The organism is Bradyrhizobium sp. BTAi1 (assembly GCF_000015165.1).
GTDB classification, from domain to species: domain Bacteria; phylum Pseudomonadota; class Alphaproteobacteria; order Rhizobiales; family Xanthobacteraceae; genus Bradyrhizobium; species Bradyrhizobium denitrificans.
In genome coordinates this window covers 2,397,185-2,411,197 of record NC_009485.1, presented here as the reverse complement: position 1 = coordinate 2,411,197, position 14,013 = coordinate 2,397,185, and the positions used below count along the sequence as shown (strand labels likewise).

Sequence of the window (14,013 nt, the reverse complement as noted above, 5' to 3'; positions counted from 1 at the left end):
ACGGCTTCAAGCAACGTCGGTCGGGCGGGCGGGTTCCTGCGCCTGTGCAAAGTTTTTATGATGGCGGCGACAACGGTCAGGCCAGCTCCGCCAGCGCCTTCTGCACGGCCGGCCGGTCCGACATGCGCTTGAAATGATCGGCGACCTTCGGAAACGCGTTGATGTCGACCCCATCGCCTTCGAGCCACTGCGCGATCGTGAACAGATACGGATCGCAGATCGTGTACTGCTCCCCCATCACCCACGGCGCGCGCAGCATCTTCTGCTCGATCAGCGCGAAGCAGGCGCCCATCGTTTCCGGCACCTTCGTCTTCATGTCGGCGAAGGACGACTCCTCGTTGGCCCAGCGATAGCCGCGCATCTTGTGGGCGTGGGCGATGTGGACCGTCGAGCAGAGATAGCTGGTGAAGGACTGCACCTCGGCAAAGGCGAAGATATCGTCGAGCGGCGCAAGCCGCGCCTGTGGGAAGCGCTGGGCGATATAAGCGAGCATCGCCGGCGTCTCGGTCAGGATGCCCTGCTCCGTCACCAGCGCCGGCACCCGCCCCTTGGGATTGATCGCAAGATACTCCGGGCTGTTCTGCTGGTTGGTCTTGAAGCTGAGCTTCTCGATCGCGTAAGCGGCGCCGGTTTCGGCGAGCGCGATGTGGGAGGCGAGCGCGCAGGTGCCTGGCGCGACATAGAGCTTGAGCATGGTGATCCCTGACAGATGATGGGCGACCCTAGCCGCGCGGATCCCGGCCGTCCACCCTCGAGCCCACCTGCGCGCCGCCTCAGTCATGCTGGCTCGCGAGAAACTCGACCAGCGCCTGCCGGTCGCCGCCATTCTTGATGCCGGGAAACACCATCAGCGTGCCCGGCACCATCGTCTGTGGATCGGCGAGATAGGCGTCAAGCGTCTCGCGCGTCCACACCAGGCCGGAGTTCTTGTTGGCCGAGGAGTAGTTGAACCCGGCCACGGTACCGGCCCTGCGGTCGAGCACGCCGAACAGCGACGGCCCGAGCTTGTTGCGGCCGGGCTCGAGCGAATGGCACATCGCACAGTTTTTCCTGAACTGGGCTTCGCCGAGGTCGGAGGCTGAACGGGCCGGTGCCGCATCAAGGATGACAAGCATGGCGGCGACTGCACCCATCACCGAGTTGACGAGGAGCAACGATCCTTTGGCTGACGCCGATGAGGCATCTGGTTTGTGCCCGGATCTCTCCAAGCCATCATGGCCGGGCTTGTCCCGGCCATCCACGTCTGCGGAAGGCCGAAAGAAAGACGTCGATGCCCGGGTCAAGCCCGGGCACGACAAGTCACTCATGGACGCGTTCGCGCGTTGCGATGGTCGATGCTTGTGAATTTCGATAGCTGTCACCACCGCCTCAATTCGGTAACCCCAGAACGATCAGCGTCGGATTGCCGAGCTCGCCGAAGGTGATGCGCGAGACGTTGCCGGAGGTCAGTGCGACATATTGCTTGCCCCCGGCCTGGTAGGTGACGACGCCGCCGGCGATCATGCCCTGGGTCGCCAGCGTGTAGAGCGGCTTGCCGGTCTGGCTGTCGAGCGCGAAGAAATTACCGCCGGTATCGCCACCGAACACGACGCCGCCCGATGTCGACGTGATGCCGCTGACGACCGGCTTGGCCGCCTTGTATTTCCACTTCACCTCACCGCTCACGGCATTGAGGCTGGTGACCCAGCCGGCGGCCTGGTCCGGCGGGTCGAGCGTCGGCTCGCCGCCGAAGAAGAACTCGCCGGCGACATATTTGGCGTCGCCCTTCTTGAACGTGCCGCACCAATCGACCGCGCCGAAATAGATCGCGCCGTTGACCGGGTCGTAGCTGCCGCCATTCCATTCGACGCCGCCGAGCAGGCCGGGGCAGACATGCACGCCAGCATCCGTCGGCCGCGCCGCGACATTGTCGATGGTCGTGACCGGAACGCGATAAATCGGCTTGCGCGTCGCGCGGTCGATCGCGGTGACAAAACCATCCTTGCCGCCGAACACGACGATGTCCTGGATATCAGGCGAGCGGAACAAGGTCGGCGCGGCACCGAGATCATGGTCGATGCCGTCATTGGCCTTGACCTGGTGATACCATTTCAGCGCGCCGGTGCGCGCGTCGAGCACGACCAGGGAGTCGGTGTAGAGATTGTCGCCGGGACGATAGTCCGGGAACATGTCCGGCGCGGGATTGCCGACCGGCACGAACAATTCCCCGGTGGTGATGTCGAGCGACAGCGTCGACCAGGAGCCGCCGCCGCCGGTCAGCGCCGACTTCTTGTTCTGCCAGGTCTCGGCCCCCGGCTGGTCGCCGGTCGGGATCGTGTCGAAGCGCCAGACCTCGCGCCCGGTCAGCACGTCGAACGCCAGCACGCGGCCGCGCACGCCCCAGTCGGAGCCCGCGGTGGCGGTGAAAACGAGGCCGTTCCAGCCGATCGGCGCGCCCGACAGGAACTCGCCGAGCAGGGAATCGCCGACCATGTTCTGCCAGATCAGCGCACCGCTCTGCGCATCGAGCGCCAGCAGATGACCATCGGGGGTGCCGCGAATGACACGGCCATTGATGACGGCGACGCCGCGATTCACCGGCCAGACATCCTCGCGCGCGGATTCGTAAGCGTGCCGCCATTTTTCCTTGCAGGTGGCCGCGTCCAGCGCGAAGGTCAGGCGCGCCGTGGTCACATACATCACGCCGTCGATCACGACCGGGCCAGTCTGGAACGGTCCGCCCTCCTGCAGCTGGACCCGGCAGACCTCCTTCAGCTCGGCCACGTTCCTGGTGTTGATCTGCTTCAGCCGCTGATAGCGCTGGCCCATATAGTCGTTGTTGTAGGCGGGCCAATCGACGCCTGCCCCGGCCTGCACCAGCGTGGCCTGGACCAGCAGACCGACCCCGGCCAGCGCGGCGACGCCAAGCCCACCCGAGCTCAGAGACTTCTTCCTACCGATGTGCACGGCTCCCCTCCCTCGTACCTTGCAGCGCTGCGCGCGACGTCAGACCGCGGCTGTCGCCAGCCCCCCATGGCGCCGCGATTAGAAAGACGGCTGACAAAGCTCTGCTCAGATCGGCGCGACATCCATCGTGTGCACCGCCGTCGGGTAGTAACGGAAGCCGTCGCCGAACTTGCCGATATGGCCGATGCCCGGCCATGGGAAGTGATAGCCGAGGATGCGCGTCCGGTTGGCCGCGAGCATGTCGAGCACGCGAACGCGGGTCTTGGCGGCCTGCTTCGGATCGGTGTCATAGGCGAACTCGATCAGCGGCTTTTCGATCAGCAGCACCGGATGATGTGAGATGTCGCCGATATAAGCGAGCTGGTCCTTGCCGGACTGGATCAGGAAGATCGTATGCCCGACCGTATGGCCCGGCGTGAACATCGCCTGCACGCCCGGCAAAAACTCCTGGCCGTCCTTGAAGAAGGTGATGCGGTCCTTCACGGGGAGGAGATTGCGCACCGCCTGCTCGTAGAACGCCTTGTAGGTGGGGCCGACCTTGGCCTCATCGGTCCAATAGGTGAAGTCGGCCTCGGAGATGAACAGCTCGGCATTGGGGAAGCTCGGCTTGCCGTCGGGTCCGATGACGCCGCCGCAATGATCGATATGCGCATGCGTCATCACCAGCGCGTCGACGTCCTTGGCCTCGATGCCGGCCTGCTTCAGGGTCAGCAGCATCTTGCCGGTGGTGTCGCCGAACAGCTTCGAGACACCCATGCCGTTGTCGAAGATGATGATCTTGTCGCCGGTGTTGAGTACGAGAATGTTCTGCTCGAGCGTCGCGGCGCCGACCGGCAGGAAGTTGTTCGTCAGCATCGAATCGAGATCGCCGGGGGAGATGCCGAGGAACGCGGCATGGGGATCGCCGAGCGGCAGCACGCCGTCGGAGATGATGGTGGCCTCGGCCGCGCCGAGCTTGAAGCGGAAGAAGGTCGGCGCCTGGGTGTTCAGGAACGGCCCCTTGGCGAGGGCGCTGGGACCGGCGATTCCGGACAGTCCGTAAAGTCCAGCGGCCGCGCCGAGGCTCAGCATCGACCGGCGTGAGTATCCTGCAGCCTTCGTCATGCGTCTCTCCCCAAAACCGATGTTGTTTCTTCGGGCTCGTTGTTCGTCCGAGCCCTGTCCTGCAACGCTATAGCCACCCCGACATAACGAAGAGACGCCGTTGCTCAATCCAACGTCCGCCCGAGCCGAATGCCGGACGAACCGCATCTGCGAGCTTGCCGCCGACGGCCCGCATCGTCGTCTTGAGCGCTTGCCGCAAAACTCGTCATTCGCCGGCGCACACCCAAGGGTGTGCGCCACCGACACCACAATCTAAGACTATCTGCATCCCCGCGCGAACGGCAATCAAAAAGACGTCGCGTACGACATGTTTCAGCGCTGCAGTCGCGAAACCCAACGCGGCGCCGGCGGCTGCTCATGGCATGATCGCCGCAACCGTCATGACGCCGGTTCCCTCGGTGCATGTCGTAACGCCTGCCATCTGCCGCAGGTTCGCCCCGCGCCGCTGCGGACAGGATTGCCGCCGATCGATGAAGCGACACGACAGACATGACCTCACCGCTCTCGCAGCGCGACGCGCCCGAGCTGTTGCCGGAAAGGACCCTCGCAATCGAGGAGGGCGCAGGGAATGCCGGGCGCTGGCCGCAACCCATGGCCCGCCTGCAGAAAGAATAGCAGGCGGCAGTCACCACAGGTCCAGCCGGACATCCGGCATTCCCTGCGCGATGGGCTTCCGTCTTATACGTGATCTCCCCGGGGACCGGCTGTCTTGCCCCCGTCACCGGCGGATCATCATCACCACCAGCTTGGCATCAGCATCGGGATGCCAGGACCACACGATTTCAACGTCCGCGAAAGACCCCGCACCGCGCCACGACGGCAAGCCGCCGCAGCCCTGCACGAGGCCGGTCGACGCCGTTCGTCCGACGACGCCGTCGCAGCCACCGCATCCCGCCCCGCGTGTCGTGACGACGCGTACGCCCCTCCTGCCGGGACGGAACGGGGCGGATAAGACACCTGATTTGGGGGATGAGTCAAGAAAAATTCTGAAAAACGGAATATACATTTCGGCACGTTACGGAGTGGAAGGCAAGAATGACGGGCGGGGTAGACGCATGCCGTACCATCACCCGTCACGGTAACTCTCTCGAAGGCTCGTCGTAGATGTCCGCCGCTCAGGGACTTGGAATTTGCGTTCGGAACGCGCCGGGAACAAATATCGAGAAACGAAGATCCTGACATGCCTCTAGATGAACTCTACGATCTGTTGCAGTGACACCAGCAACAGCGAATGATCGGTTGAATGCTGCAAAATACAGCATGTGGCAACCATCATCGGTTCTGCCATACGTATACTCGAACTGATTATTTGCAGATTTCACTCCCTGCCGCAGCGTCAGCTGTTCCGGCATCAATTCAAACAAAACGCTCGGAATTTGTCCCTTACAAGCTTGAAAATTGGAGTACCACACCACAGCTACTCCGCCCGTTTGAGGCACCGGCACGCCGAATATCGCGCTATGGAGTGCAAAGCCAAACTTGGCCGCGAACGTGGAGATATGGCGGTTTAAGATGGGGCCGTCGGCTCGCACAGGATGCAGATCGACAGGAATGTTCTCCCGCTTGCGAGCCAGCTTCTCCGCTCCCCTGCCGATCCACATTTCCTGCAGAAGCCCAGGGACGTTGTTAGCGACGCCCTTAAGGAGCCGCTTCATATCGTCCTGTTGAACGACAAGGTTCCCAACAGTCCAGCAACGGGACAGCATTGCCGCGACCAAATCTGAATGCTTTGTACCCCCGTTGCACGCTTCGCAGGCCGGAAACTCTAAGCCTTTCGGGCGATCGCGCCCTTCGAACATAGATATCGGCGGCATATGCTCAATAGTCGTCGCTGCCGCGGAGCCGGCGCAGTAGATGCAGCCGGGCTTCCCAACCAACATTTGCCTAAGCGTTTCTCGCTTACGTTTACTTTCGCCCATGTTCAATTTCCGTGATCTTTTCGTCCGAACTAGGCTGAAGAGCAGTCAAAACCAATCCGACATGATACGGGATGGTGACTTGCCCCCAATTTATTGATCCTACACCGATCACGCCTGAATTAGGCGAAGTTCCAGAGGCAGACTGATGATGAGACGAAAGCTGCCGGACAGCTGCTGCAGACGGTCAGCTTCAATTACAAGTTCGTCGAGGACAGCGACCTGGCCTTCGCAACTAGTGACGCTGCAGTAAATAAACCGACCGACCCCGCCCTGGTGAGGCGGTTGGCACCGCCGGCGCACCGGGGCCCAGATGGAATGAACGACGCAGGTGGGCCCGGCAACAGGCTAAATGATAGTGGTGTAGGGCGGACAAAACAACCGCCCGGCAGGGCGGCTGCGTGCCCACCATGCTCCCGCACACTTCGAGTGAGAGATAGTGGGCACGGCGCGCGATAGAGCACAGTCCGTAGCGAACTGTGGTGATGCGGACCTTTGCGCACCCTACGACAGCAGACCGGTTAGCGCAGCGCTGGATTTTTGGCTGAAGCCTTGGCGGTGGTCGTGCTATCGACTCCCCGCTGCGCTGATGCGCACCGTAAGCGTCTCACGTCAGGCAACGCATTCAACGGATCGGTTCGATCCGGAGGAATGCAGGACGCGTTGCCCGTGATCGACCGATCGAATTCCGGAACTGCAATCATGAAACCATCTGCTGAACGGCGCGCGCGCAGAAAACTGCCGGCGCGCTATGCGGCCATCGTCATGCCACTGACACTCTCGGTGCTGATGACGTTCGTCGTGTCCGCGATCGCTACGCTGAAGAGTCTTGGACCGACGCAGGCGTTCATTGAGACCTGGCCCGCAGCGTGGGGCCTCTCCTGGCTGGTCGCGTTTCCCACGCTGCTCGCCGTCCTGCCGCTGGTGCGGCGGATCGTGGCGCTCGTGGTGGATGCGCCGAGGACGAATTGAGCGACAGCAGCGGGGACCGCGGAATTGCGGCCCCCGCCTCAACGTGGTCTCGGTCTCAGTCGCTCATGCAAAACCGCTGTTCGAGCCTTTGAATCCGCCTCATCCACCGCTGTCGTCCCGGACAAGCCGCGACGCGCCCCAGCGCGGCGCGGCGCCGATCCGGGACCCAGACGCCGCGGCCGTCGTGATGGGCAAAATGCCAATGACCAGCGTGCCTCAAACCACTCCCTGTGGGTATGGGTCCCGGCTCAAGGCCGGGACGACAGTGGAGCACGTGGATACAGTTCTCGTGAAAACAACACATAGCGGAGCATCCCGCCCGCCCCGTGGTTTGAGCTTAAGGGTCGCATTATTTGGCGAACGCCTTCGCCGCCTCCACCAGCCGCGCACTTGCGCTGGCGGTTGCGATCAGGACGCCATCGCCGCTGGTCAGACGTCCCTCCATGAAGGCGATGGTCTTGCCGAGTTGCAGCACGCGCGCCTCGCCAACGATCGGCCCGGGCTGCGCCGGCGCAAGATAGTTGACGGTCATGCTCACCGTCGTCGTGTAGAGCCGACCTTCGGTCCTGATAAAGACAGCGGGCCCCATCGTGTCGTCCAACATCGATGCAAGCAGTCCGCCCTGGATTAAGCCGGCGGGATTGCAGAACTCGGGCTTGCCGTCGAAGCCGATCTTGATCCAGCCGTCAGCCGGCCGGGCGTCCAGCAGCCGCCAGCCGAGCAGCCTGGCGCAAGGCGGCGGAGCGAGCGTGTCGAGTGCAGTCGCGATCATGGGCGCCTCCTCTGTGCGCCCGAGTGTTAGATGCCCGCTGCTGCCAGCCCTGTGTCAGCAGCCGCTCGCTTAATCCCCCAGCCCGTGCGCCACCACCTTGCGCATCACGTTGGGCAGCGCCTCGCCGTCGAGCGTTGCGATCGGGACCCAGCGCATGCCGTCGGGGGCGCCTGTTCGCGGCGGCACCTTTGCGGTGTAGACCACGAGCTCCAGCGGGAAGTGCGTGAACACGTGCGTGACGACACCGAGCTTGCGGTGCCAGCGTTTCACGCTCGTGAGTTCCGGCGCTTGCGCCAGCGCGTCGGCATCGTCCTGGCCGGCCAGCCAGTCCGAGCCGGGAACTTCGGTCATGCCGCCGAGCAGGCCCTTGGCGGGGCGCGAGCGGACCAGCAGTTCGTCGCCCCTGGTTACGACGAAGGCGGCGCCGCGGCGGAGGGTGCCGGTCTTCTTGGCGGCCTTGCGCGGGAACGTGTCCTGGTCGCCACGGTCGCGCGCGGCGCAATCCTCGTTCAAGGGACAGAGCGAGCAGGCCGGCTTCTTCGGCGTGCAGATGGTGGCGCCGAGGTCCATCAGCGCCTGGGCGCTGTCGCCGGCGCGCGCCGGCCCCAGCAAAGTGGCCGCGAGCGCCTGGATCTGCGGCTTGGCCTGCGGCAGCGCCTCCTCCACCGCGAACAGCCGCGAGACCACGCGCTCGATATTGCCGTCGACCGGCATGGTCAGCCGATCGAACGCGATCGCGGCGATCGCCGCCGCGGTGTACGGGCCGATGCCGGGCAGCTTGCGCAGCCCCTCCTCGGTGTCCGGGAACACGCCGCCATGCTCGCGCAGCACGGTGACGGCGCAGGCATGCAGATTGCGCGCCCGCGAATAATAGCCGAGCCCGGCCCACATCCGCAGCACGTCGTCGAGCTCGGCGCTGCCGAGCGCGGAGACGTCCGGCCAGCGCGCCAAAAACTTCTCGAAATACGGGCCGACCGCCTTCACCGTGGTCTGCTGCAGCATGATCTCGGACAGCCAGACCCGGTACGGGTCGGAGCGCTGCCCGGCCGGCGCGCGCCACGGCAGCCGCCGGCGGTGGCGGTCGTACCAGGCGAGCAGTTGCGCGGGGCGCGCGGTGGAGGCACGATTCTCTGGCTGGCTCTTGCGCTTGGAAGGAAGGGCTGATGACACCATTGGCTTAATCTAGTACGTCAGGAGCCATCGTCGCCCCATTGGACAGCGGTCTGGTCCGCGGCATCCACGGCTTTCTTCGCGCCCGGGTTGACGATCGCACGCGAGAACCCTGTTCATCATGGCAAAGCCCGGCCGCCTCACCGCAAAGCCTCTCTCGCTCATGATGGGCGACGTGCTGTCGGCCGCCTATGCCAAGCAGGGCTTTGCCGCGCGCGAGCTGGTCACGCGCTGGCCGGAGATCGCCGGCCGCGACATTGCCGAGCATGCCCAGCCGTTGAAGATGCAATGGCCGCGCCCGGTCGAGGGCCAGCCGCAGGAACCGGCGACCTTGATCCTGCGCGTCGAGGGGCCGATGGCGCTGGAGATCCAGCATTCGTCGGACGCGATCCTGGAACGGGTCAACCGTTTCTTCGGCTGGCACGCGGTGGGCAAGCTGGCACTGCGCCAGGGCCCGCTGACCCGGCCGCCGGTGAAGCGCCGCCCTGCTCCGCCCGATCCGACGACGGTCTCGAAAGTGGCGCAGACCCTGACGGCGATCGAGGACGATGCGCTGCGCGACGCGCTGGCGCGGCTCGGCGCCGCCATCAAGCGAAATTGACGTTCGCTGTTTGATCCAGCCTTGCGGCCCGGCATTGCCTCAGACGGGGTTTCAAGCTAGCGAAAAGCCGAGTTACGAGTGTTTCAGGCGCGAGATGCGCCCATTTCGGAGCAGAAGCCTTGATCATCACCCGCCGCGCCTTCACCGCTGCCCTGTCCCTGACCGGCCTCGCCGCGCTGGCCGGCTTTACCCCGCTGCGGCTGATCTCGGAGGCCCTGGCGCAGAGCGCGGCCGACGTCGCCAAGCCGCAGTCGCTGCCCGACATGGCGCTCGGCCCGGCAGACGCCGCGGTGACCATCACCGAATACGCCTCGATGACCTGCCCGCATTGCGCCGCGTTCAACGCCACCGTGTTCCCGAAGCTGAAAGCCGAGTACATCGATACTGGCAAGGTGCGCTACATCTTCCGCGAGTTCCCGCTGGACATCAAGGCCGCCGCCGGCTCGATGCTGACGCGCTGCATCGCCAACGGCGACGCGCAGAAGTATTTTGCCGTCACCGACATGCTGTTCCGTTCTCAGAACGACTGGGTGGTGAAGAACACCACCGAGACCCTGACCCGGATCGGCAAGCAGGCCGGACTCAGCCAGCAGCAGGTGGAAGCCTGCCTGAAGGACCAGGCGCTGCTCGACAAGATCGCCGCCGACCAGAAATACGCGAGCGACATTCTTAAAGTGGATTCGACGCCGACCTTCTTCATCAATGGCGAGAAGATCAAAGGCGAATCCTCGATCGAGGAGTTTCAGAAGCGCATCAACCCGCTTCTCAAGAGCTGATTCGAATCAGCAGGACTCACTGAGTCCTGGAGGACACAGCGCGGCCCCTTCGTGGGGCCGCTTCTGTTTGGCGGGCCCGTTGCCACGAGAAAGCCTTGGAAAAGCAGGGCCGACGGGTTGCCCCGCGGGCCGCCCATCGCCATTGTCCGGCCCCTAGAACGGGCGGCCCCCGGCGACTCAGTCCACATTGACATTGCCTTCCATGGTATTGTCGGGGCTGGGAGATTCGTCTCCCGCCAACAGAGAATCTGTGCATGAAACTCACGCGTCTTCGTCTTCACGGTTTCAAGACGTTCGTCGAACCGACTGATTTCGTGATCGAACCCGGCCTCACCGGCGTCGTCGGTCCGAACGGCTGCGGCAAGTCGAATCTGGTCGAGGCGCTGCGCTGGGCGATGGGCGAGACCTCGCACAAATCTCTGCGCGCGGCTGACATGGACGCGGTGATCTTCTCCGGCTCGAACACCCGTCCGGCGCGCAACCACGCCGAAGTGGTGATGACGATCGACAACAGCGATCGTACCGCGCCGGCCGCCGTCAACGACCGCGACATTCTCGAAATCTCGCGCCGCATCGAGCGCGAGGCCGGCTCGGTCTATCGCATCAACGGCCGCGACGTGCGCGCCCGCGACGTGCAGATCCTGTTCGCCGACGCCGCCACCGGCGCGCGCTCACCGGCGCTGGTCCACCAGGGCAAGATCGGCGAGATCATTCAAGCCAAACCCGAGCAGCGCCGCCGCGTGCTGGAAGACGCCGCCGGCGTCGCCGGCCTGCATGCGCGCCGCCACGAGGCCGAACTGCGGCTGAAGGCGGCCGAGACGAACCTGCTGCGCGTCGAGGACGTCATCGGCCAGCTCTCCGGCCAGATGGAAGGCCTGCGCAAGCAGGCGCGCCAGGCGATCCGCTATCGCGAGGTCGCCGCCAAGGTGCGCAAGGCGGAAGCCACGCTCTATCATCTGCGCTGGATGGGCGCGCATGCCGACCTCAACGACGCCGCGCGGGTGCACGATCTCAGCGTGCGCGAGATGGCGGAGCGGACCCGCGAGCAGGCCGAATCGGCCCGCATCCAGGCCATCCGCTCGTCGCATCTGCCGGCGCTGCGCGAGGCCGAGGCCCGTGCCGCGGCGACGATGCAGCGGCTGAAGAATGCCCGCGACCTACTCGACCGCGAGGAGCTGCGTGCCAAGGAGCGCGCCGGCGAGCTCGACCGCCGCCTGATGCAGCTCACTGCCGACGTCGCGCGCGAGCAGCAGCAGAACCAGGATGCCCAGGTCGCGCTGCAGCGCCTGGAGACCGAAGACGCGGAGCTGAAGGAAGAGATCAAGGCGCGCGTCGAGATGCGCAGCGGCGTCGACGAGCGTGTCGCCGAGGCCGAGGCGCTGCTCGCCGAGACCGAGCGCCAGTTCACCGAGCTGACGACGCAGCTCGCCGATCTCACCGCGCGGCGCAACCAGCTCGAAGCCAACGTCCGCAGCCATCGCGACCGGCTGGCCCGCCTCGACCAGGACATCGCCAATGTCCGCGCCGACGAGGAGCGGCTGGCGCAGGAGACCGCCCATCTCGGCGACCTCGACACGCTCGCGGCCGCGCTCGAAGCGGCCGAAGAGGCCGAGGCGCAGGCCGAGGCCGCGGTGCAGACCAACGAGTCGGCGCAGGCCGCCGCGCGGCAGAAGCTCGAAGCCTCGCGCGCCCCGCTCGCCGAGGCCGAGAAGCGTGCGCAGCGGCTGGAGACCGAGGCGCGCACCATCTCCAAGATGGTCAACAGCGAGACCAAGAATCTGTGGCCGCCGATCATCGACGGCGTCACCGTCGCCAAGGGCTATGAGAAGGCGCTCGGCGCCGTGCTCGGCGACGATCTCGATGCGCCCGTCGATGCCTCCGCGCCGATGCACTGGACCGTGGCAGGCGCCGAGGTCACCGATCCCGCGCTGCCCGATGGCGTCGAGCCGCTCGCGGCCTATGTCCAGGCGCCGCCGGAGCTGTCGCGGCGGCTCGCCCAGATCGGCGTCGTGTCGCGCGATCGCGGTGCCCAGCTGGTGTCGCAGCTGCGCACCGGCCAGCGGCTGGTGTCGCCGGAAGGCGACGTCTGGCGCTGGGACGGCTTCATCGCCGCCGCGCATGCGCCGACCGGCGCGGCCCGCCGTCTTGCCGAGCGCGCCCGCCTGATCGACATCGAGGCCGAGCTGGAGCAGGCGCGCATCGATGCGACGAACAAGCGCCAGGCGCTGGAGAGCGCAGAGGCCGAGGTGAAGGCGGCGACATCAGCCGAGAGCGCCGCGCGCGAAGCCTGGCGCGCCGCCCAGCGCGAGGTCAATTCGGCGCGCGAGCGCCACGCCAATGCCGAGCGCGAGATCAACCGCCATTCGGCGCGCAAATCGGCGCTGGTCGAGGCGTCCACCCGCTTGGCCCATGACCGCGCCGAGATCGCCGAGCTGCACCAGAATGCGCTGGAGGCGATTGAGGAGCTGCCGCCGACCACCGAAGCCGATGGCCGGCTGGCGGCCGTGCGCGCCGAGATCGAGGCCAAGCGCCGCGCCGCGGCGCAGGTCCGCGCCGAGGCCCAGGCGCTGGCCCGCGAAGCCGAACTCGCCGACCGCCGCGTCCAGGCGATCATCACCGAGCGCAACGACTGGTTCAACCGCATCCGCGGCGCCGGCTCGCAGATCGCCACGATCGAGGCGCGCATCGCCGAGGTGAAGGACGAGCGTGCCGAGCTGGAGAATGCGCCGGAGATCTTTGCCGAGAAGCGCAGTGCCCTGATCGACGAGCTCGCCATCGCCGAGGAAGAGCGCCAGGTCGCGGCCGACGCGCTGGCCGAGGCCGAGACCGCGATGGGCGACACCGATCGCGCCGCCAAGGCCTCGCTGGAAGCATTGTCGAAGGCGCGCGAGGCCGCCGCCCGCGCCGAGGAGCGGCTGGAAAGCGCCAAGCGTCGCGTCGCCGATGTCGAGCGCGAGATCCACGACATGCTCGAATGCGAGCCGCAGGCCGTCGCCGCCATGGCCGAGATCGGCCCGGACACCGAGCTACCGCCGCTGCACGAGATCGAAGAGACCCTGGAAAAGCTGCGGCGCGACCGCGAGCGGCTCGGCGCCGTCAATCTGCGCGCCGAGGAGGAGCTCACCGAGGTCGAGGGTTCGCACACCGCGCTGACCACCGAGCGCGACGACCTCGTCGAGGCCATCAAGCGGCTGCGCCAGGGCATCCAGAGCCTCAACAAGGAGGCGCGCGAGCGCCTGCAGTCCTCGTTCGAGACCGTCAACGATCACTTCAAGCGTCTCTTCACCGAGCTGTTCGGCGGCGGCGAGGCGGCGCTGCACCTGATCGAGAGCGACGACCCGCTCGAGGCCGGCCTCGAGATCATCGCCAAGCCGCCGGGCAAGAAGCCGCAGACGCTGTCGCTGCTGTCGGGCGGCGAGCAGGCGCTGACCGCGATGGCGCTGATCTTCGCGGTGTTCTTGACGAACCCATCGCCGATCTGCGTGCTGGACGAGGTCGACGCGCCGCTCGACGACCACAACGTCGAACGCTTCTGCAACCTGCTGCATGAGATGAAGGGCTCGACCGAGACCCGTTTCATCATCATCACCCACAACCCGATCACCATGGCGCGCATGAACCGGCTGTTCGGCGTCACCATGGCGGAGCGCGGCGTGTCGCAGCTCGTCTCGGTCGCGCTCGACGAGGCCGTGAAGATCCTCGACCAGCAGGTGGCGTGATCCTGTTCCGTCGGTCCGGGTCGCCGCGTCAGCGGCG

The 14,013-nt window shown here is 65.7% G+C and carries 11 protein-coding genes; 4 read left to right on the top strand and 7 right to left on the bottom strand.

The window, feature by feature from the left end:
* Positions 1 to 76 precede the first annotated feature (76 nt).
* From BBTA_RS10845 to BBTA_RS40000, 5 genes are all read right to left on the bottom strand, one after another.
* Entirely contained in the window at positions 77 to 694 is a 618-nt protein-coding gene (locus BBTA_RS10845) for a glutathione S-transferase family protein (protein ID WP_012042528.1), read from the bottom strand.
* A gap of 79 nt (positions 695 to 773) precedes the next feature.
* Positions 774 to 1,115 carry a cytochrome c family protein gene (locus tag BBTA_RS10840; RefSeq protein WP_041751371.1) on the bottom strand — a complete coding sequence of 114 codons (342 nt, stop codon included), beginning with the start codon at positions 1,113 to 1,115 and terminating at the stop codon, positions 774 to 776.
* Positions 1,116 to 1,368: 253 nt separating this feature from the next.
* A complete protein-coding gene (locus tag BBTA_RS10835) occupies positions 1,369 to 2,946 on the bottom strand; it encodes a PQQ-binding-like beta-propeller repeat protein (protein WP_012042526.1) in 1,578 nt (525 codons plus the stop codon).
* A 105-nt stretch (positions 2,947 to 3,051) separates the two neighbouring features.
* Positions 3,052 to 4,050, bottom strand: coding sequence for an MBL fold metallo-hydrolase (locus BBTA_RS10830; RefSeq protein WP_041750547.1), 999 nt, complete (start codon positions 4,048 to 4,050; stop codon positions 3,052 to 3,054).
* A 1,115-nt stretch (positions 4,051 to 5,165) separates the two neighbouring features.
* Positions 5,166 to 5,969 (bottom strand): hypothetical protein, encoded by an 804-nt coding sequence (locus BBTA_RS40000; protein WP_148221426.1) that lies wholly within the window; start codon positions 5,967 to 5,969, stop codon positions 5,166 to 5,168.
* A 699-nt stretch (positions 5,970 to 6,668) separates the two neighbouring features.
* Here BBTA_RS40000 and BBTA_RS10820 point away from each other — a divergent pair.
* Positions 6,669 to 6,938, top strand: coding sequence for a DUF2798 domain-containing protein (locus tag BBTA_RS10820; protein WP_041751370.1), 270 nt, complete (start codon positions 6,669 to 6,671; stop codon positions 6,936 to 6,938).
* A gap of 349 nt (positions 6,939 to 7,287) precedes the next feature.
* On the opposite strand, the gene BBTA_RS10815 is transcribed toward BBTA_RS10820, so the two are convergent.
* Both BBTA_RS10815 and mutY read right to left on the bottom strand, forming a co-directional pair.
* A complete protein-coding gene (locus BBTA_RS10815; RefSeq protein ID WP_012042523.1) occupies positions 7,288 to 7,710 on the bottom strand; it encodes a PaaI family thioesterase in 423 nt (140 codons plus the stop codon).
* 69 nt (positions 7,711 to 7,779) lie between these two features.
* On the bottom strand, positions 7,780 to 8,883 hold the full coding sequence (mutY, locus tag BBTA_RS10810; protein WP_012042522.1) for an A/G-specific adenine glycosylase: 1,104 nt from the start codon (positions 8,881 to 8,883) through the stop codon (positions 7,780 to 7,782).
* A gap of 118 nt (positions 8,884 to 9,001) precedes the next feature.
* Between mutY and BBTA_RS10805 the strand changes: the two genes are divergently transcribed.
* The 3 genes from BBTA_RS10805 to smc all read left to right on the top strand — a co-directional run bounded on the left by BBTA_RS10805 (position 9,002) and on the right by smc (position 13,976).
* Positions 9,002 to 9,481 carry a DUF721 domain-containing protein gene (locus tag BBTA_RS10805; RefSeq protein WP_041750545.1) on the top strand — a complete coding sequence of 160 codons (480 nt, stop codon included), beginning with the start codon at positions 9,002 to 9,004 and terminating at the stop codon, positions 9,479 to 9,481.
* Between the two features lie 119 nt (positions 9,482 to 9,600).
* Complete coding sequence (locus BBTA_RS10800; protein WP_012042520.1) at positions 9,601 to 10,257, top strand: DsbA family protein; 657 nt, start codon at positions 9,601 to 9,603, stop codon at positions 10,255 to 10,257.
* 254 nt (positions 10,258 to 10,511) lie between these two features.
* Entirely contained in the window at positions 10,512 to 13,976 is a 3,465-nt protein-coding gene (smc, locus tag BBTA_RS10795; RefSeq protein ID WP_012042519.1) for a chromosome segregation protein SMC, read from the top strand.
* Positions 13,977 to 14,013: the final 37 nt, after the last annotated feature.